Raw genomic sequence first — 16,899 nt, forward strand, 5'->3', positions numbered from 1 at the left:
TTCATGATTGAAAGGAGACAAAATTGAAAAAAGAAAATGAATTATTAAAAACTATTGAAAAAACTTTTAAAAATATTTTTTTAGAAAATGGAATTTACTTTATAGGTGCAGAATATGTAAAAGAGCCTAAAGGAAATGTGTTAAGAATTTTTATTGATAAAGAAGGAGGAGTTGATTTAGATTCTTGTGAAATGGCAAGCAATATTGTCAGTGATTGGTTAGATAAAGTAGATCCTATAGAAGATTCATATTTTTTAGAGGTTTCATCTCCTGGAGTAGAAAGAGAAATTAAAAACGATGAAGAATTAGAAACATTTATTGGAAAAAGAATTTTGGTAAAATGTTATAAAAAGTTAAATAATGAAAAAGAGTTTATTGGAAATTTAAAATCTTTTGATAAAGAAAATTTAACTTTGATAATTGGAAAGTCAAATGTTGATTTTTTAAGAAAAGATATTGCAATAATTAAATCACAAATTGAAATTTAAGGAGAAAATGATGAAAGGAACAACGGATTTTTTAAGAGCATTAGATGAAATCGAACGTGAAAAAGGTGTTTCTAAAGAGATAATTTTTGATTCTTTAGAAAAAGCACTTTTAAAAAGTTATGAAAAAAACTTTGGAGAATATGAAAATGTAAAAATAAATATTAACAGAACGACAGGAAAAGTTGAGCTTTTTGCGATAAAGACAGTAGTTCAAGTTGTTGAGGATAATATAACAGAAATTTCTTTAGATGAAGCAAAAGCTATTAGTACAAAGTATAATCTAGAGGATGAAGTGCCTATAAAATTAAAAACTATGGATTTTGGTAGAGTTGCAGCTCAAACTGCAAGAAATATTGTTATTCAAAAGATTAAAGATGCAGAAAGAGAAGTTATATATAATGATTTTCAAGATAAAGAAAGAGAACTTATCTCAGGACAAATTCAGAGAATAGATAGAAATAATTTATTTATTAATCTAGGAAAACTTGAAGCAATTGTAACTCCACCTGAACAAATAAAAAATGAAGTTTATCGTGTAGGAGAAAGATTAAAATTTTATGTTAAGGAAGTAAAGAATACCCCTAAAGGAGCACAGGTTTTACTTTCAAGATCAGATGTTAATTTTGTTTTAAGATTATTTGAATTGGAAGTTCCTGAAATACTAGACGGAACGGTTGAAATTCAATCTATTGCTAGAGAACCAGGAAGTAGAACAAAAATTTCGGTTTTTTCTAAAAATGATGATGTAGATCCTGTTGGAGCCTGCGTTGGATATAAAAGGTCAAGAGTTAGTTCAATTATTAAAGAGTTAAGAGGAGAAAAAATTGATATTATTGTTTATAGTAAAGATGTAAAAGAATATTTATCAAACTCCTTAAGTCCATCAGAAGTTGTAGTAGTATTTACTAATGAAAGTGAAAATAGAGCAAGAGTAATAGTTCCAGATTCACAATTATCATTAGCTATTGGTAAAGAAGGACAAAATGCAAGACTGGCAGCCAAACTTACAAATTGGAGAATAGATATTAAAGGTTTAGAAAAATATAAGGAAGATGTTGAAAACGGCTTAATTGAAGTTGGGTTTGACGGAGAACAAGAATTTATAGATAATGGTTATGAGTTATAGGTGAACTTATGAAAATAAAAAAGATTCCTATGAGAAAATGTGTTGCTTGTGGGGAACAAAAGGAAAAAAAAGAATTATTGAGAATTGTTAATAATAAAGAAGAAGGCATTTTATTAGACATAACTGGAAAAAAAAATGGTAGAGGAGCCTATATTTGTATTTCAGATAAATGTATTGATAAAGCTAAGAAAAATAAGAGATTGAATATTGCATTAGAATCAGAAATAAATAGTGAATTTTATGAAGAACTGAAAAGATATGTTGATTCTATTAAATAGCAAAGGGGTGCTAGTATGAGTAAAGTTAGAGTACATGAACTTGCAAAGGGGTTAAATCTTCAAAGCAAGGAATTAATTAATATAATCACTGGATTAGGTGTAGAAGTGAAGAGTCATATGTCTATTCTTGAAGGAAAAGATTTAGAAATTGTAATTGGACACTTTAGAAAAATTGAAGCAGAAAAAAATAAAAAAGATGAGAAAAAAGTAGTTAAAACTGAAAATAAGCCTGATGAAAAGAAAAATAATGTAAATAAAGAAAGAAAAGATAACTTTAATAAAGATAATAAAAATTCAAAAGAAGGTTATAAAAAAGATAATAAATCATTCAATAAAGATAATAAAGGACATAAGGAAGGATATAATAAAGGTAACAAACAAAATTTCAGTAAAGATAATAAGCCATTTAATAAAGATAAAAAAGGCAATTATAGTAAAGATAACAGAAATTTTAGTAAAGATAAAAAAGAAGGTTTTAACAAGGATAAAAAACAAAATTTCAATAAAGATAATAAACCTTTTAATAAAGACAAAAAAGAAGGCTTCAATAAAGATAATAGAAACTTTGGAAGGGATAAAAAAGATTCCGGAAGAAAGTTTGCTGATAGAAATAAAGAATTTTTAGATGATGTTGTAGAAGTAGTTGATCCAGCTATTGAAAAAAGAGATGCAAGAAAAACACATTTACAAGGTCAAGAAAAAAATAAGAAAAATAAGTCATTAAACGAGCACAAAATGAGGGAAGATAGAAATCCAAATCTTATTTTAAAGCCTGCTAAGAAGAAAAATAAAGCTAATCATAAAACTAAAAGTGATAGTGATCTAGAATTTGAAAACAAGGTAGAAAATGTTGGAGAAATAAAAATACCAGAAAGTATAACAGTAAAAGATTTTTCTGAAAGTTTAGGAGTTAGTAGTTCTCAAGTAATTTCAAAATTAATTGCATTAGGTATAATGGCAGGATTAAATCAAGAAATTGATTTTGACTGTGCAAGCTTGATTGCAGAAGAGTTTGGAAAAATAGTTGTATTAGAAACACCTGAAATAACTGAAGAAAATGAAATTTTATCTTTAGATTATGAAGATAAAAAAGAGGATTTGATAACAAGACCTCCTGTTGTAACAGTAATGGGTCATGTTGACCATGGTAAAACTTCTTTATTAGACTATATTAGAAAGTCTAAAGTTACAACACAAGAAGCAGGTGGTATTACTCAACATATAGGAGCTTATACAGTTAATATTAATAATAGTAAAATAGTATTTTTAGATACTCCTGGGCACGAAGCATTTACAGCAATGCGTTCTAGGGGAGCAAAAGTTACAGATATTTCTATTCTTGTAGTAGCTGCAGACGACGGTGTTATGCCTCAAACTATTGAAGCAATTAACCATTCAAAAGATGCAGGAGTTCCAATCATAGTAGCTATTAATAAAATAGACAAAGAAGGAGCTAATCCTGAAAGAGTAAAGACCGAACTTTCAGATAATGGATTACTACCTGAAGATTGGGGTGGAGATGTAATCACTATGCCTGTATCAGCTAAAACTGGAGAAGGAATTGATGAATTACTAGAAATGGTTCTAATGGTTGCTGAAGTTGAAGAATTGAAAGCAAATCCAAATAGAATGGCTATTGGGACTATAATAGAAGCTCAACTTGATAAAGGTAGAGGTCCGGTTGCAACAATTTTAGTACAAAAGGGTACTTTAAATTCAGGGGATATAGTTATTTCAGGAACATCTACAGGTAGAATTAGAGCTATGTTTGATGATAAAGGAAAGAAAATTAAGAAAGCTACACCTTCAATGCCAGCAGTTATTTTAGGACTTTCTGAAGTTCCTGAAGCTGGAAGCTTCATTTATGCTGTTAAGGATGAAAAAACAGCTAGAGGATATGCTCAAAGAATTATAAATGTTCAAAAAGAAAATATGATTTCATCTGGAAACAAAGTTTCTCTTGATGATTTATTTGATAAAATTCAAGATGGTAAATTAAAAGAAATTAAAATTATTATTAAAACAGATGTTAGAGGAACTGTAGACGCTGTTAAGAATTCTTTAGAAAAATTGAGTAATGAAGAAGTTAAGGTTAATATAATACATGGTGCAGTTGGAGGAATTAACGAATCTGATGTAATGTTGGCTGCTGCAAGTAATGCAATAATAATTGGATTTAACGTTAGACCTTCACAAGGAGCAATCGACTTATCAAGACATGAAAATGTTGATGTCAGAACATATAGAGTAATTTATGATGCAATTGAAGATATTAAATTAGCTGTAAAAGGAATGTTAGCTCCTACTTTTGTTGAAGAAGTAATTGGTAGAGCTGAAGTTAGAGCAACATTTAAAGTTCCGGGAATAGGTACCGTAGCTGGAGTTTATGTCTTAAATGGTAAAGTTACAAGAAATGCAAAAGTAAGACTTCTTAGAGATGGAATTATTTTACATGAAGGTGAAATTAGTTCGTTGAAGAGATTTAAAGATGATGCAAAAGAACTTTTAACTGGATATGAAGGTGGATTGGGAATTGCAAACTATAATGATTTAAAAGAAACGGATATAATTGAAGCTTATATTGATAAGGAAGTTGAAAGATAGAGGTTTTTTATGAATACAAAAAGACTTGGGAGAATAGAATCTGAAATTAATAGAGTTTTGTCAGATGCTATTTATAACGGAATTAAAGATAATAGAATAAATCCATCAATAACAAATATAACAAAAGTTAGCGTAACAAATGATTTAGGCATTTGTTACGTTAGCATTGGTATTTTTGGAGATGAAAAAACTAAAGAAAAAACTATGAAAGGTCTTGAAAGTGCAACTGGGTATATGAAAAAAAGAATTTCAGATGCATTAGATTTGAGACATACTCCAAAGTTAATTTTTAAATTAGATGAATCGTTTGAAAAAACAGCTTTAATGAATGAATTAATAATAAAAGTTTCTAAAGAGGATAGAGAAAAGAGAGAATTATATGGTAATGTTGATGAAGAATAATAGTCCTGGTGATATTTTAAATGTAATAAAAGAATCTGAAAATATTGGAGTTATTTCTCATAAAAATCCTGATGGAGACAATATAGGATCTACAATATCTGTAATACTCGGAATTAGAGAGAATCTAAATAAAAATATATTTGGAATAAAAGTAGATGACTTTCCAAAAAACTTGTTATTTCTTGAAACTATTGACAATATAAAAGAAGTTGAAGAACAAAATTTAGACTTATTGATTTATGTTGACTGTGGTGAGATAGATAGACCTGGAGATATTGGTGAACATTTTAGAAAAAGAGCTAAAAAAACTATAAATATAGATCATCATAAGACTAATAATTATTTTGGAGACTTAAATTATGTGTTTCCTAATATGAGTTCAACTTGTGAAATAGTTTATAATTTATTCAAAGAATTTGATTTTAAAATTTCAAAAAATATAGCAAATGCTCTATTAGTAGGAATAAATACTGATACTTATAGATTTTTATATGAATCATCTACGTCTTCTACTTTAAGAGTATGTGCTAATCTTTATGATCTAGGAGCAGATAAAGACTATATTTATAAAAAACTTTATCAAAATAATATTTTTGAAGTTGAAATGCTAAAAAATAAATTAATAAATAGAGCAAAATTATACTTTGACAATAAGGTTGCAGTAATAGGAATGTTTGAGTCTGATTTTGAAGGTACCGATTTAACAATGGATATGGTTGATGATATTGTAAATTATTATAGAGATATTAATGGATTTGAAGTTTCTATTCTATTTAAAGAAATGAAAGAAGATTTATTTAAAGGTAGTGTAAGAAGTAAAGAATTTGTAGATGTTTCTAAAATATGTAGTCATTTTAATGGTGGAGGACATACAAGAGCAGCTGGTTGTGTTATAGATGGTGATTTTGAATCCGTTGTTAATTTGTTTTTAGAAAAATTAAAAAGTGAGTATCCAAATGAATTTTAATGGTATATTAAATGTTTATAAACCAAAAGGATTTACAAGTAGAGATGTAGTAAATATTGTTAGAAAGTTATATAAAACTAAAAAGGTTGGTCATGCGGGAACGCTTGATCCTAATGCGACAGGGGTTTTACCTATTGCCATTGGAAATGCTACAAAGATTGTCGATTATATTCAAAGCATGGGGAAATGTTATGTTGGAGAAATGACTTTAGGAATAGAGACCGATACTTTAGATATTTGGGGGCAAAGTCTTAATTCTAAGGAAATTTGTTTAGATAAAAATCAATTTTTTGAAGTTGTAAAAAAATATGATAGCAAAAAAATTTGGCAAATACCTCCAATGTATTCTGCTTTAAAAAAAGATGGAAAAAGATTATATGAGTATGCGAGATTAGGTATTGAAGTAGAAAGAGAAAAAAGAGAGGTTGAAATTGATTCTCTCATAATTCTTAATTTTTATGATAATAAGATACGATTTGAAGTAAATTGTTCCAAAGGAACATATATTCGTACACTATTTAATGATATAGCTTTAGATACTGATAATTTTGCTTATATGAGTTCTCTTTGTAGAAGTAAATATGGAATATTTACAATTAAAAATGCTTTATCATTAGAAAGACTTAAAAAATTTGATGAAATGCAATTAAAAAATTCATTAATTAATGTAGAAGATGTTTTTGAATATGGAAGCATAAATTTTGATAAAAAATATTTTAAACATATTTCAAATGGGCTTAGAAAAACATTTAATATTGAACAAGAAGGAATATTTAAAATATATTGTGATGATATTTTTATTGGTATCGGAGAGCTTATTCCACAAGAAAATGGAAAATTGTTAAAAATGAGAAACATATTCTATAAAGTTGATGATATCTAGTATTTCAAATTTTTAATTGAATAATATTATATAATAAATTGAAAAAATCTAGTGACTAAACACTAGATTTTTTACTATATAATTTCTAATAATTTTCTATTCAGTTTTGAAATTGGAAGTCCAACGATATTAAAATAGTCACCATTTATATGTTTTATTAAAAGACTAGCACCATCTTGTATTCCATATCCACCAGCTTTATCGTATGGATTTTCATTTTTAATATAAGATTCAATTGTTTCTTTTTGAATTTCGTCCAAGTCATAAAATGATACATAACTTTTTTCTGAAAATGTTGAGAAAGCATTATTAAAGTATATTGTAACTGAGGTTTGGACAATATGTTCTTTTCCAGATAAATATTCTAACATATATTTTGCTTCTTCATAATTGTTTGGCTTTCCAAACAAATACATATCATCATAGACAATTGTATCTGCTGAAATAATTAAAGCACTTTTGTAATCTTTAGCTACATCTTTACATTTTTCAAAAGATAGTATATCACATAATTCACTAAATTTTGACTTGTCATCTTTAGATGTCTTACTTAAAAACTTTTGTTCTAAATTTCTCTCATCAATATTAGCAGGAATCACTTTGAATTCATTAAATATGAATTTTAAAAGTTCTTTTCTTCTTTGTGAATTACTAGCTAATATTATATCAAAATTATCCATAAAATTCTCCTAACAAATTTTTATAATTAAATTATATCAAAAATAAAAAAACATCTCAATATTTTACAATAGTAAGATGTTTTTTAATCCAGTATTACTCAACTTTTAATAGAATATAAAATTATTACTTAATAATTTATAATTTATATTAAATCAACTTTCCAGTTACTCCATACATTATCATGAAAAAACAAGACAAAGTGAAAGTTGTAAAAGATAATAGTAATTTCACCATTTCTAAAGTGTTGAACTCTGAATTTCTATTTTTTCTTTTTTGCATAATTCTTTCCTCCAATCAATAAATCACTTTTTAAGTTACTTTTATTATACAACACAAAAAATAACTTGTCAAGCTACTTTTTTGAAAAAATTAAAAAAATTAGAAAATAAATTGCTTTTTAAGTTATTTTGTTGTATAATTATTATAGAATAGTAGAGGTGATAATATGACAACAGGAGAAAGATTAAAAGAGCTTAGACAAAAAGCTAATCTTACACTGCAAGATGCCGGTGAACTAATTGGCACAAGTAAACAAAATTTATTTAAGTATGAAAATGATATAATAACAAATATTCCAATAGATAGATTATTGAAGCTAGCAGAAATTTATAATTCAAGCCCAATAGAAATTTTAGGATGGGAGCATTATTCAAATACTCCTAATTCTACAAAGGCATCAATATATAATTATTTACCTTATGGTGTTTCTGCAGGGCTACCTGATGGACCTAACTATGATGTTGAGCTTGAAAAAATAGAAATAAGTGATTCTGTTATGGGACCTTATGCAAATGACGGTGATATTCTTATAATGCATGTTAATGGAGAGAGTATGAATAAAGTAATACCAAATGGAAGTTATATTGCTGTTAAACTGAATTATCCAGTTTATAATTTAGAAGATGAAGATATTGTAGTCTTTTCTGAAAATGGAGAATATAGTTTAAAATTATTTTTTAGAGATGGGGAAGATATAATTTTTAGACCTTGTTCTACTTATCATTCATTTACGGATTTTAAATTTTCAAAAGATGATAAATTTAGCATTTTAGGAAAAGTTGTTATGTATTGTGTTAATTTATAGTAAAAAAATAATATAAATATTAAAAAAAGTGTAGATATTTTATCAGTTTATCTACACTTTTTTATATTAAATATTAAATTTTTAGAATAGCTATAGCTAACATAAAATATATTATCAAACTGGTTGCATCCACAATAGTCGTTATAAGTGGTGCAGCTGCACTTGCTGGATCCATTTTTAGTTTCTTTGCAATTAATGGAAGTACTCCACCCGCTAGATTCGCAGAAATCAACGAAATTGCTATTGTAAGGCTAACCACAAAACTTATTGAAAAAGTTGTGCTTTTGGATCCGAAAATATATAATCTTATAAAATTAGTGATAAATAATATTAGTCCGCAAAGTAGTCCAACAGTTAATTCTTTTTTTAGAACAACAAAAAAATCTTTTATGTTTAAATCATCGACAGCAATTCCTCTTATTACCATAGTTGAACTTTGTGCTCCTGCATTACCAGCAGTCGACATTATAATTGGAATTGATGCTGATAAAATAGCTAATGCACTTAGTTTATCTTCAAAATATTGTAAAATATATCCAGTAAAAGTTGCAGAAATCATTAGAATTAAAAGCCAAGATATTCTTGATTTTACCATTTCCTTAATTCCTGTTTTCAAGTAAGATCCATCTGTCGGAACAATACCACTCATTTTATGAATATCTTCGGTTGCTTCTTCATTTAAGATATCCAAAACATCATCTGCAGTAACAATCCCAATTAGACAATTTTGATTATTTAATACACAAATAGTTGTTAAGTCATATTTACTCAATAAATGGGCAACTTCTTCTTGGTCTGTGTTTGTATATACATAATGAATATTTTTATCCATTATTTCTGAAATTAACTTATCATTTTTTGAAATAATGATATCTCTTAAATTTACTATTCCAACTAGAACTCTTTTTTTATTAATTACAAAGCAAACATTGACCGTTTCCGCAATTTCGGCTTGTTCTTTAATTTTTTTTATTGCTTCTTCAACTGTATCTTCTTCACAAAGTTCTACAAAGTCAGTACTCATTACAGATCCAGCAGTATTTTCTTCATAACTTAAAAGAGTATTTATTTCTTTTCGATGTTCTGAAGGTACATTGTCTAAAATGTATTTAATAACATTAGCTGGCATTTCTTCAAGAAAATCTATTATATCATCACTAAACATATTATCTAAAATACTTTTTACTTCCATAGATGATAATGCTGATATTAATCTTTCTTGATGCAATGAATCTAAATAAGTAAATAATTCAGCAGAAATGTCTTTTGGTAAGATTTTAAAAACAAAAATTGCTTCATCAAGTTCTAATTCACTAAATATTTCACTTAAATCAACTATATTATATTCATCAAAAATTTCTCTTATTAATAAGACTTTTTTTTCTTTTATTAATTCAGGAAGTAGGGAAGATAATTGTTCTTTACTATATTCTAAAAAATTATATTCCATAAATTCCACCTCCTAAAAATAAAGATGCAAGAGTAAAATATATTGTTAGTGAAATAGCATCACAAACTGTAGTCAAAATCGGGCCACTCATTGATGCAGGATCTTGTCTTAAAGTGCTAGCTAATAATGGTAAAATTCCACCAATTAAATTTGCAATAGTTATAATTATATAAATAGTTGCTGAAATTAGGATTGCTATAGACATAGAAATATTTGGCATAAAAATTAGAATTCTTAATATATTTACAGTAAATAATATCGCTCCTAAAATTAAAGAGTTTAAAAATTCAGTTTTTATTACATATTTAAAGTCATTTATATTTAAATTATCAATAGCAATACCTCTAACCACCATTGCACTTGATTGACTACCAGCATTTCCTGCAGTATCCATAAGCATTGGTATAAAAATTACTAAAGATGGAAATTTTAGTGTTAAGTCAGTATTTTTTGCAAGAATAAATCCAGATACTGTCGCAGAAATCATAAGTATTAAAAGCCAAGTAATTCTACTTTTTACCATTTCAATTATCGACATATTTACATAAGAACCTTCTATAGGTGTGATACCACCCATTTTTTGTAAGTCTTCTGTAACTTCTTCTTGAATAATGTCATACACATCATCAATAGTAATAATTCCAATAAGTCTATGTTGATCATTTACTACTGGTAGTACTAATAAATCATATTTTGTAAATATTTTTGCAACTTCTTCTTGATCTTCATCACATTCAACAGATATAACATCTGTTTCCATAATTTCAGAAATTAGCGTATTTGATGAAGCTAACAATATGCTTTTCATTGAAACAAAACCTAAAAGTATATGTTGATCATTAGTTATATAACAATAAGAAATAGTTTCAGCAAGTCTTTCTTTATCTTTAATCATTTTTAGTGCTTCATCTGCTGTGATTTCTGGATCTAGTTCAACATAATCAGTACTCATTACAGAACCAGCACTATTTTCTTTAAAATTTAAAATCATATTTATTTCGCTTCGTCTTTGATTAGAAGCTGAATCTAAAACTCTTTTAACAATATTTGCAGGAAGTTCTTCTAGAAAATCACTTATATCATCCGTAAACATATAATCTAACATAACTTTTATTTCATGATCTTGTAATCCATTTATTACTTGTTGTTTCATATTTTGAGGAAGATAAGCAAAAATCTCAGCAGTTTTTTCTTTCTTAATAACCTTAAACATAAATAGAATTTCTTTAATATCAAAATATTCTTCAAAAATATTTGCAAGAGTTACTTCATTTGTATCATAAATTAAATCTCTTAGATGAAAAATATTTTTTTCTTCTAATGAAGTTCTTAATTCATTAGCAATATTTTTGCTTTTTTCTAAAGAATTTTCTTTTAAGTCCATATATCTCCTCCTTAATAAAAATTTGTAAAATACATTCAAATACATTATATCATATTTTACATTTTATAAAAAACTATTTTTAAAATAAAATTATTAATTGAAATTTAAAATAATTAAACTAAGTATTAATTGTATCTTTAAAAACTTCTAATAAAATGTTGAAAATATAATATTTTTATGGTACAATTTATTATGAATATATTTGTATTAATTATATTATTAATTAGTCATTTGATTTAAGTATAATTATTTTAAGATTAAGGTTGGAAAATGAGGATAGTATCTGGAAAAAAGAGAGGATTAAAATTATTATCTCCTGTAGATTATAGAGTAAGACCAACTACAGATAAAATTAAAGAGTCAATTTTTAATATTTTGTTTGAAATAGATGAAAATTCTATTGTGTTAGATTTGTTTTCTGGTAGTGGTGCTATTGGAATTGAATTTCTAAGTAGAGGTGCAAATAAGGCTTATTTTTGTGATTTTTCTGATGACAGTATAAAAATTACTAGGCAAAATATTGAGAATGCTGAATTTTTGGAAAAATCAATTATTATAAAAAAAGATTATATGGAATGTTTAAATTATTTTTACAAAAATAATTTAAGATTTGATTATATATTTTTAGACCCTCCATATAGAAATGATTACATAAAAAACACTTTAGATTTCATTTGGAATTACAATATTCTAAATGAGGATGGAATAATCATTATAGAAACAGATAAGGATATAATTATTGAAGACTTTGATGTAATAAAAGAAAAAAAATATTCTAAGACTAGAGTGATATTTTTAGAAAGGAAAAAATAATAATAATGAAGGTAGTTTTTCCGGGTAGTTTTGACCCTTTAACTAATGGTCATAAAAATATTATTTTAAAAACTTTAAAAATTTTTAATTCTGTAGATATACTTATTTTAAATAATATGAATAAAAAAACACTTTTTACACTTGAAGAGAGACAAAATATTATTTCAAAGATATTTAAAAAGTATGATAATGTTGATATAAATATATATTCTGGGTTATTGAGTGATTATGTTAAAGATAATAATGTCAACATTTTAGTAAGAGGTGTTAGGAATACTTTAGATTTTGAATCTGAGAAGATTAATGCTAAAGTAAATCAAGAGCTTTGTGGGGTACAAACAATTTTATTATTTTCTGAATCTTCGGAAGAACATATTAGTTCAACTGTTGTTAAAGATGTATTCTTTAACGGTGGTAATATTGAACCATATGTAGATAAGGTTGTTTTAGATATATTAAGTGAAAAATTTAGGAGGAATGAATAATGGAAATTTTAGAATTAATTGATCGTATTGAAGACTTGGTGGAAGAAAGTTCAAGTTTACCTTTTTCAAAGAAAGTTATGGTAGACTCTGAAGCATTATTTTTCATACTTAAAGAAATGAGAGAAAATATTCCTGAAGAAATTAAACAAGCAGAGTGGGTTAATGCAGAAAAAGATAGAATTTTAAATGAAGCTACTAAAGATGCAAATCAAATTTTAGAGCAAGCTAATAAAGAAGCTTCTAAAATTAAATCTGTTGCTGAATTAAGATGTCAACAAATGATCAATGAAAGTGATGTAGTGGTTGCTGCTGAAAGTAAAGCAAATGACATATTACTAAAAGCTGAACAAAACGCAAAGACTATAAAAATGCAAACTAATACTTATGTTGATGATGTTTTATCTAAAACACAAGAAAGATTAAGAGATATAATTACTGTTTTAGATAATAACAGAAATGAAATTAGAAAATAATTGGAGAAATAATGAACAAAGTTACTGAAAATTTGATTTTAGATATTGAAGATATTAGGAATTTATTTGGAAATTTAGATTCTAATATAGATTTTATTTCTAAAAAATTTGACGTTTCTATAAAAAATAGTAATGAAGGTTTGTCTATAACTGGAGATGAAAAAATGGTTTTACTATGTATTAAAACTATTGAGTTTTTAGTTAGAGATAAGTCATTAGAAAGTTTGGATAAACAAAAAATTTCTTATGTAATTGAGAAAGTAAAAAGCGAAAATAAGGATATATTAAATGATTGGTTAGATTATGTTATATGTTTAAATGCAAAGTTAAAACCTATCAAACCTAAGACTTTAGGTCAAAGGAAATATATATCTGCAATAGAAGAAAATATAATTACTTTTGGTATAGGTCCTGCAGGAACTGGAAAAACATTTTTAGCTATTGCGATGGCTGCTAAGGCTTTAAAAAATAATTCTGTATCAAAGATTATTTTAACAAGACCAGCAGTTGAAGCGGGTGAAAACTTAGGTTTTTTACCTGGTGATTTACAAGAAAAAATTGATCCATATTTAAGACCATTATATGATTCGTTGTATAATATTTTAGGATATGATAATTTTCTTAGACTAAAAGAAAAAGGTATTATTGAAGTTGCACCTTTAGCTTATATGAGAGGACGAACATTAGATGATGCCTTTATAATTCTTGATGAAGCTCAAAATACAACTAATGAGCAAATGAAGATGTTTTTAACGAGAATAGGATTTGAGTCTAAAGCTGTTATTACTGGAGATATTACTCAAATTGACTTAGGTAGAAGAAAAAATTCAGGCCTTGTTTCAGTAAGTAAAATCTTGAATAATATCAATGGAATAAATTTTAATTATTTTGATAGTTCCGATGTTGTAAGACATAGTATAGTTATGAAAATAATAGATGCTTATACAAAATATGAAGATGGTTTAGTGGAGAAGAAATGATGAATGTTCTTTTTGATAATAGACAAGATTCTTTTGTTGTATCAGAAAATCTTAAAGCAAAAATAGTTGAATGTATTAAAACAGCTTTAAGAGTTGAAAATAGAGAAATAAGTAATGTTGAAGTTTCTGTATCATTTGTTACAAATGAAGAAATAAAAAATATAAATTCTGAATTTAGAAATATTAATAAAGAAACGGATGTGCTTTCTTTTCCAATGGATTTTGAGTTTTCAGAAGAAGGTATGCCTTATATTTTAGGAGATATTATTATTTCTACCGAAAAATCTATGGAACAAGCAAAAGAGTTTGGGCATAGTATTGATAGAGAAATATTATATTTAGTTTGTCATTCGGTTTTTCATTTACTTGGATATGACCATATTGAAGAGTCAGACAAATTAGTTATGAGAAATAAGGAAAAAGAAACTATGAAATTGATGGAAGTTTTTAAAAATGAGAAAGAATTCTAATTTTTTTGAAAGTTTTCTTTGTGCTTTCAAAGGAATAATATATATTTTTAAAACAGAGAAAAATTTTAGATTTCATATTGTATTTTCTTTGTTAGTATTGTTGTGTTCTTTAATTTTAAATTTGTCGTGCGTTGAATTATCTGTAATATTGATTATGATAGCAGTTGTTTTGACTTTAGAAATTATTAATACTATCATTGAAAATATTATGGATTTTTTATGTAAAGAATATAATTTTAAGGTAAAAATTATAAAGGATATGGCATCGGGAACTGTTTTGGTTTCAGCTTTTATTTCTATGATAGTTGGTCTTTTAATATTTGTTCCCAAAATAATAGTTATGATTGGTGGTTAAATGAATATTTATAAAAAAATGATAGACTGTGCTTTAGATAGTCAAAAAAAAGCTTATACACCATATTCAAATTTTAAAGTAGGAGCTTGTGTATTAACTGATTCAGGAAAGTTATATGGTGGCTGTAATATAGAAAATGCATCATATACGCCTACAGTTTGTGCAGAAAGAGTAGCTATATTTAAAGCTGTATATAATGGAGAAAAAAAGATTACAAAAATTGCGGTTGTTGGAAAAGAAAATTCTTTAACATATCCTTGTGGAGTTTGTAGACAGGTTATAAGAGAATTTTGTTCTGATGATTGTGAGATAATTATAATAAAAAATGAGCAAGAATATAAGATAGTAAAATTTTCAGAAATTTTACCTTATAGTTTTGGTCCAGAGGATTTATAATATGGACAATATAAAATCAGGATTTGTTACAATTGTTGGAAGATCAAATGTTGGTAAGTCAACATTATTAAATAGAATAATAGGAGAGAAAATTTCAATTATTTCTAACAAACCACAAACTACAAGATCTAATTTAAAATTAATATATAATTCATTGGATTCTCAAATTATTTTCCTTGATACTCCTGGTATTCAAAATCCTAAAAATAAATTGGGAGAATTTATGTTAAAGGAAGCTAGAAGCTCTCTTAAAGATGTAGATTTAATTTTGTATATGGTAGATGTTAATTTTGAAATAAGAGAATTGGATAATTTAATAATTGATATGCTGAGGAAAATTAATCTTCCAAAACTATGTATTATTAATAAGATAGATACATTAAATGCAGATGAGCTTTGTAAACTTATTTCAAAGTATGAGTATATGGACTTGTTTGAAAAAATTATTCCAATATCTGCTTCAGAAGGTACTAATGTATATAATTTAATAGATAGTATAAAATCTTATTTACCTTATGGACCTAAATATTACTCAGATGATATGATTACAGACCAGTCTGAGAGAGAAATAGTAAGTGAAATAATAAGAGAGAAAGCTCTTAATTTTTTAAGGGATGAAATTCCACATGGAGTTAATGTATTAATTGAAAAATTTTCAATAAGAAAAAATAAGCCAATTATTGATATTGATGCAATTATTTGTGTTGAAAAAAAATCACATAAAGGTATGGTAATTGGTAAAAATGGAGATATGATATTAAAAATTGGAAAGTCTGCTAGACTAGATATAGAAAAGTTTTTAGATTCAAAAGTTAATTTAAAACTTTTTGTTAAAATTGATGACGATTGGAGAAACAAATCATTTAAGGTGAAAGAATTTGGATATTTTAGAAAATAGTATTTATAATAATATAAATGGCTTTGTTATTTCGGAAAATGCTTATTTAAATAATGCTAAAATATTTAGAGTATATACTGATGAGTTTGGACTTATCTCAATTTATACTAAAAATATTGAAATGTATTTATCCATGTACTCTAATTATAATTTTAAATTAAATTACCGAAACGAATTTTTCTATTGTAATGAATATGAACTACTAGAATTTTTTTCTTTTAAATCTAAAGAGCATATTTTGTTTTTGAATATTCTTTCAGAAATAATTTTAAAGACTAGTGTGCCTGAATTAAAAAATATAGAAATATATGATTTAATAAATGAGGTATTAAGAATAAAGAAAATAGATTATAAGATAATATTAAGTTATTTTATAATTAAATACTTGCTTTTTAATGGATATCATATACTATTTGATGACGAAAAAAATATAAAAAATTATAATTTTGATATATCTGAATTACTTATAAATTCTAGCATAAAATATAAGGATAAATACAACTATATAATTAATGAACATGAATACAATTATATTTATTTGTTATATAATTCTAAAAATTTAGAAAATATTGATTTAAACTGTATTAACTTGAAATTTTCAAGAATTCTTGGAATATTAATAAATGCATTCTGCTTAAATTTTAATATATATCAATTAAAAAGTTTTAACATAAGGTGATAG

Annotated in this window: 21 protein-coding genes; 17 read left to right on the plus strand and 4 right to left on the minus strand. The window is 25.8% G+C overall.

The genetic code is table 11. From position 1 onward, the window contains the following. Positions 1-23: 23 nt before the first annotated feature. From rimP to truB, 7 genes are read left to right on the plus strand one after another with little or no spacing between them, the layout of a single operon-like run. A complete protein-coding gene (rimP, locus tag VJI95_RS00205; protein ID WP_324009830.1) occupies positions 24-488 on the plus strand; it encodes a ribosome maturation factor RimP in 465 nt (154 codons plus the stop codon). A 10-nt stretch (positions 489-498) separates the two neighbouring features. Next, positions 499-1,614 carry a transcription termination factor NusA gene (gene nusA / locus VJI95_RS00210; RefSeq protein ID WP_324009831.1) on the plus strand — a complete coding sequence of 372 codons (1,116 nt, stop codon included), beginning with the start codon at positions 499-501 and terminating at the stop codon, positions 1,612-1,614. 8 nt (positions 1,615-1,622) lie between these two features. Continuing rightward, positions 1,623-1,892 (plus strand): RNase P modulator RnpM, encoded by a 270-nt coding sequence (gene rnpM / locus VJI95_RS00215; RefSeq protein WP_324009832.1) that lies wholly within the window; start codon positions 1,623-1,625, stop codon positions 1,890-1,892. 15 nt (positions 1,893-1,907) lie between these two features. Beyond that, positions 1,908-4,496, plus strand: a complete 2,589-nt coding sequence (gene infB, locus VJI95_RS00220; protein WP_324009833.1) for a translation initiation factor IF-2 — start codon at positions 1,908-1,910, stop codon at positions 4,494-4,496. 9 nt (positions 4,497-4,505) lie between these two features. Beyond that, a complete protein-coding gene (gene rbfA / locus VJI95_RS00225) occupies positions 4,506-4,898 on the plus strand; it encodes a 30S ribosome-binding factor RbfA (protein WP_323998905.1) in 393 nt (130 codons plus the stop codon). After that, entirely contained in the window at positions 4,876-5,865 is a 990-nt protein-coding gene (locus VJI95_RS00230; protein WP_324009834.1) for a DHH family phosphoesterase, read from the plus strand. The genes rbfA and VJI95_RS00230 overlap by 23 nt, the downstream gene beginning before the upstream one ends. Further along, complete coding sequence (gene truB / locus VJI95_RS00235) at positions 5,855-6,748, plus strand: tRNA pseudouridine(55) synthase TruB (RefSeq protein WP_323998907.1); 894 nt, start codon at positions 5,855-5,857, stop codon at positions 6,746-6,748. Before VJI95_RS00230 ends, truB begins: the two co-directional genes overlap by 11 nt. A gap of 74 nt (positions 6,749-6,822) precedes the next feature. Here truB and VJI95_RS00240 read toward each other — a convergent pair whose 3' ends face one another. Then, positions 6,823-7,428: a Maf family protein gene (locus VJI95_RS00240; protein WP_323998908.1), complete on the minus strand. Its 606-nt coding sequence runs from the start codon at positions 7,426-7,428 to the stop codon at positions 6,823-6,825. A 148-nt stretch (positions 7,429-7,576) separates the two neighbouring features. Then, positions 7,577-7,708 carry a hypothetical protein gene (locus VJI95_RS00245; protein WP_323998909.1) on the minus strand — a complete coding sequence of 44 codons (132 nt, stop codon included), beginning with the start codon at positions 7,706-7,708 and terminating at the stop codon, positions 7,577-7,579. A gap of 166 nt (positions 7,709-7,874) precedes the next feature. Here VJI95_RS00245 and VJI95_RS00250 point away from each other — a divergent pair, with 166 nt between their 5' ends. Then, positions 7,875-8,513, plus strand: a complete 639-nt coding sequence (locus VJI95_RS00250) for a helix-turn-helix domain-containing protein (protein WP_324009835.1) — start codon at positions 7,875-7,877, stop codon at positions 8,511-8,513. Positions 8,514-8,586: 73 nt separating this feature from the next. On the opposite strand, the gene mgtE (VJI95_RS00255) is transcribed toward VJI95_RS00250, so the two are convergent. Then, positions 8,587-9,963, minus strand: a complete 1,377-nt coding sequence (gene mgtE / locus VJI95_RS00255; protein ID WP_324009836.1) for a magnesium transporter — start codon at positions 9,961-9,963, stop codon at positions 8,587-8,589. Further along, a complete protein-coding gene (gene mgtE, locus VJI95_RS00260) occupies positions 9,953-11,347 on the minus strand; it encodes a magnesium transporter (protein ID WP_324009837.1) in 1,395 nt (464 codons plus the stop codon). Before mgtE (VJI95_RS00260) ends, mgtE (VJI95_RS00255) begins: the two co-directional genes overlap by 11 nt. A gap of 270 nt (positions 11,348-11,617) precedes the next feature. Between mgtE (VJI95_RS00260) and rsmD the strand changes: the two genes are divergently transcribed. From rsmD to VJI95_RS00305, 9 genes are read left to right on the plus strand one after another with little or no spacing between them, the layout of a single operon-like run. Next, positions 11,618-12,160 carry a 16S rRNA (guanine(966)-N(2))-methyltransferase RsmD gene (gene rsmD / locus VJI95_RS00265; protein ID WP_324009838.1) on the plus strand — a complete coding sequence of 181 codons (543 nt, stop codon included), beginning with the start codon at positions 11,618-11,620 and terminating at the stop codon, positions 12,158-12,160. 5 nt (positions 12,161-12,165) lie between these two features. Beyond that, positions 12,166-12,645: a pantetheine-phosphate adenylyltransferase gene (gene coaD / locus VJI95_RS00270; protein WP_323998914.1), complete on the plus strand. Its 480-nt coding sequence runs from the start codon at positions 12,166-12,168 to the stop codon at positions 12,643-12,645. Continuing rightward, on the plus strand, positions 12,645-13,118 hold the full coding sequence (locus tag VJI95_RS00275; protein WP_323998915.1) for an ATPase: 474 nt from the start codon (positions 12,645-12,647) through the stop codon (positions 13,116-13,118). The genes coaD and VJI95_RS00275 overlap by 1 nt, the downstream gene beginning before the upstream one ends. 11 nt (positions 13,119-13,129) lie before the next feature. After that, the gene (locus tag VJI95_RS00280) at positions 13,130-14,098 is read left to right on the plus strand and encodes a PhoH family protein (protein ID WP_324009839.1); all 969 of its coding nucleotides are present in this window, start codon (positions 13,130-13,132) and stop codon (positions 14,096-14,098) included. Then, complete coding sequence (gene ybeY / locus VJI95_RS00285; RefSeq protein ID WP_323999114.1) at positions 14,098-14,568, plus strand: rRNA maturation RNase YbeY; 471 nt, start codon at positions 14,098-14,100, stop codon at positions 14,566-14,568. The genes VJI95_RS00280 and ybeY overlap by 1 nt, the downstream gene beginning before the upstream one ends. Further along, positions 14,552-14,923, plus strand: a complete 372-nt coding sequence (locus tag VJI95_RS00290; RefSeq protein WP_324009840.1) for a diacylglycerol kinase — start codon at positions 14,552-14,554, stop codon at positions 14,921-14,923. Before ybeY ends, VJI95_RS00290 begins: the two co-directional genes overlap by 17 nt. Further along, positions 14,924-15,319: a cytidine deaminase gene (gene cdd / locus VJI95_RS00295; RefSeq protein ID WP_323998919.1), complete on the plus strand. Its 396-nt coding sequence runs from the start codon at positions 14,924-14,926 to the stop codon at positions 15,317-15,319. 1 nt (position 15,320) lies between these two features. Continuing rightward, positions 15,321-16,217 (plus strand): GTPase Era, encoded by an 897-nt coding sequence (era, locus tag VJI95_RS00300; RefSeq protein WP_324009841.1) that lies wholly within the window; start codon positions 15,321-15,323, stop codon positions 16,215-16,217. After that, entirely contained in the window at positions 16,198-16,896 is a 699-nt protein-coding gene (locus tag VJI95_RS00305; RefSeq protein ID WP_324009842.1) for a DNA recombination protein RecO, read from the plus strand. Before era ends, VJI95_RS00305 begins: the two co-directional genes overlap by 20 nt. The last annotated feature ends 3 nt before the right edge of the window (positions 16,897-16,899 follow it).

It is taken from the genome of Parvimonas sp. C2 (assembly GCF_035282405.1).
Taxonomy (GTDB): domain Bacteria; phylum Bacillota; class Clostridia; order Tissierellales; family Peptoniphilaceae; genus Parvimonas.

Excerpts from the sequence above, each read along its gene's own strand:
- era (WP_324009841.1), top strand. The coding sequence starts at position 15,321 with ATGGACAATATAAAATCAGGATTTGTTACAATTGTTGGAAGATCAAAT.
- mgtE (WP_324009836.1), bottom strand. The coding sequence starts at position 9,963 with ATGGAATATAATTTTTTAGAATATAGTAAAGAACAATTATCTTCCCTA.
- rbfA (WP_323998905.1), top strand. The coding sequence starts at position 4,506 with ATGAATACAAAAAGACTTGGGAGAATAGAATCTGAAATTAATAGAGTT.
- VJI95_RS00230 (WP_324009834.1), top strand. The coding sequence starts at position 4,876 with ATGGTAATGTTGATGAAGAATAATAGTCCTGGTGATATTTTAAATGTA.
- rsmD (WP_324009838.1), top strand. The coding sequence starts at position 11,618 with ATGAGGATAGTATCTGGAAAAAAGAGAGGATTAAAATTATTATCTCCT.
- VJI95_RS00250 (WP_324009835.1), top strand. The coding sequence starts at position 7,875 with ATGACAACAGGAGAAAGATTAAAAGAGCTTAGACAAAAAGCTAATCTT.
- rnpM (WP_324009832.1), top strand. The coding sequence starts at position 1,623 with ATGAAAATAAAAAAGATTCCTATGAGAAAATGTGTTGCTTGTGGGGAA.
- cdd (WP_323998919.1), top strand. The coding sequence starts at position 14,924 with ATGAATATTTATAAAAAAATGATAGACTGTGCTTTAGATAGTCAAAAA.
- coaD (WP_323998914.1), top strand. The coding sequence starts at position 12,166 with ATGAAGGTAGTTTTTCCGGGTAGTTTTGACCCTTTAACTAATGGTCAT.
- VJI95_RS00245 (WP_323998909.1), bottom strand. The coding sequence starts at position 7,708 with ATGCAAAAAAGAAAAAATAGAAATTCAGAGTTCAACACTTTAGAAATG.
- mgtE (WP_324009837.1), bottom strand. The coding sequence starts at position 11,347 with ATGGACTTAAAAGAAAATTCTTTAGAAAAAAGCAAAAATATTGCTAAT.
- infB (WP_324009833.1), top strand. The coding sequence starts at position 1,908 with ATGAGTAAAGTTAGAGTACATGAACTTGCAAAGGGGTTAAATCTTCAA.
- ybeY (WP_323999114.1), top strand. The coding sequence starts at position 14,098 with ATGAATGTTCTTTTTGATAATAGACAAGATTCTTTTGTTGTATCAGAA.
- VJI95_RS00275 (WP_323998915.1), top strand. The coding sequence starts at position 12,645 with ATGGAAATTTTAGAATTAATTGATCGTATTGAAGACTTGGTGGAAGAA.
- VJI95_RS00240 (WP_323998908.1), bottom strand. The coding sequence starts at position 7,428 with ATGGATAATTTTGATATAATATTAGCTAGTAATTCACAAAGAAGAAAA.
- nusA (WP_324009831.1), top strand. The coding sequence starts at position 499 with ATGAAAGGAACAACGGATTTTTTAAGAGCATTAGATGAAATCGAACGT.
- VJI95_RS00280 (WP_324009839.1), top strand. The coding sequence starts at position 13,130 with ATGAACAAAGTTACTGAAAATTTGATTTTAGATATTGAAGATATTAGG.
- truB (WP_323998907.1), top strand. The coding sequence starts at position 5,855 with ATGAATTTTAATGGTATATTAAATGTTTATAAACCAAAAGGATTTACA.
- VJI95_RS00290 (WP_324009840.1), top strand. The coding sequence starts at position 14,552 with ATGAGAAAGAATTCTAATTTTTTTGAAAGTTTTCTTTGTGCTTTCAAA.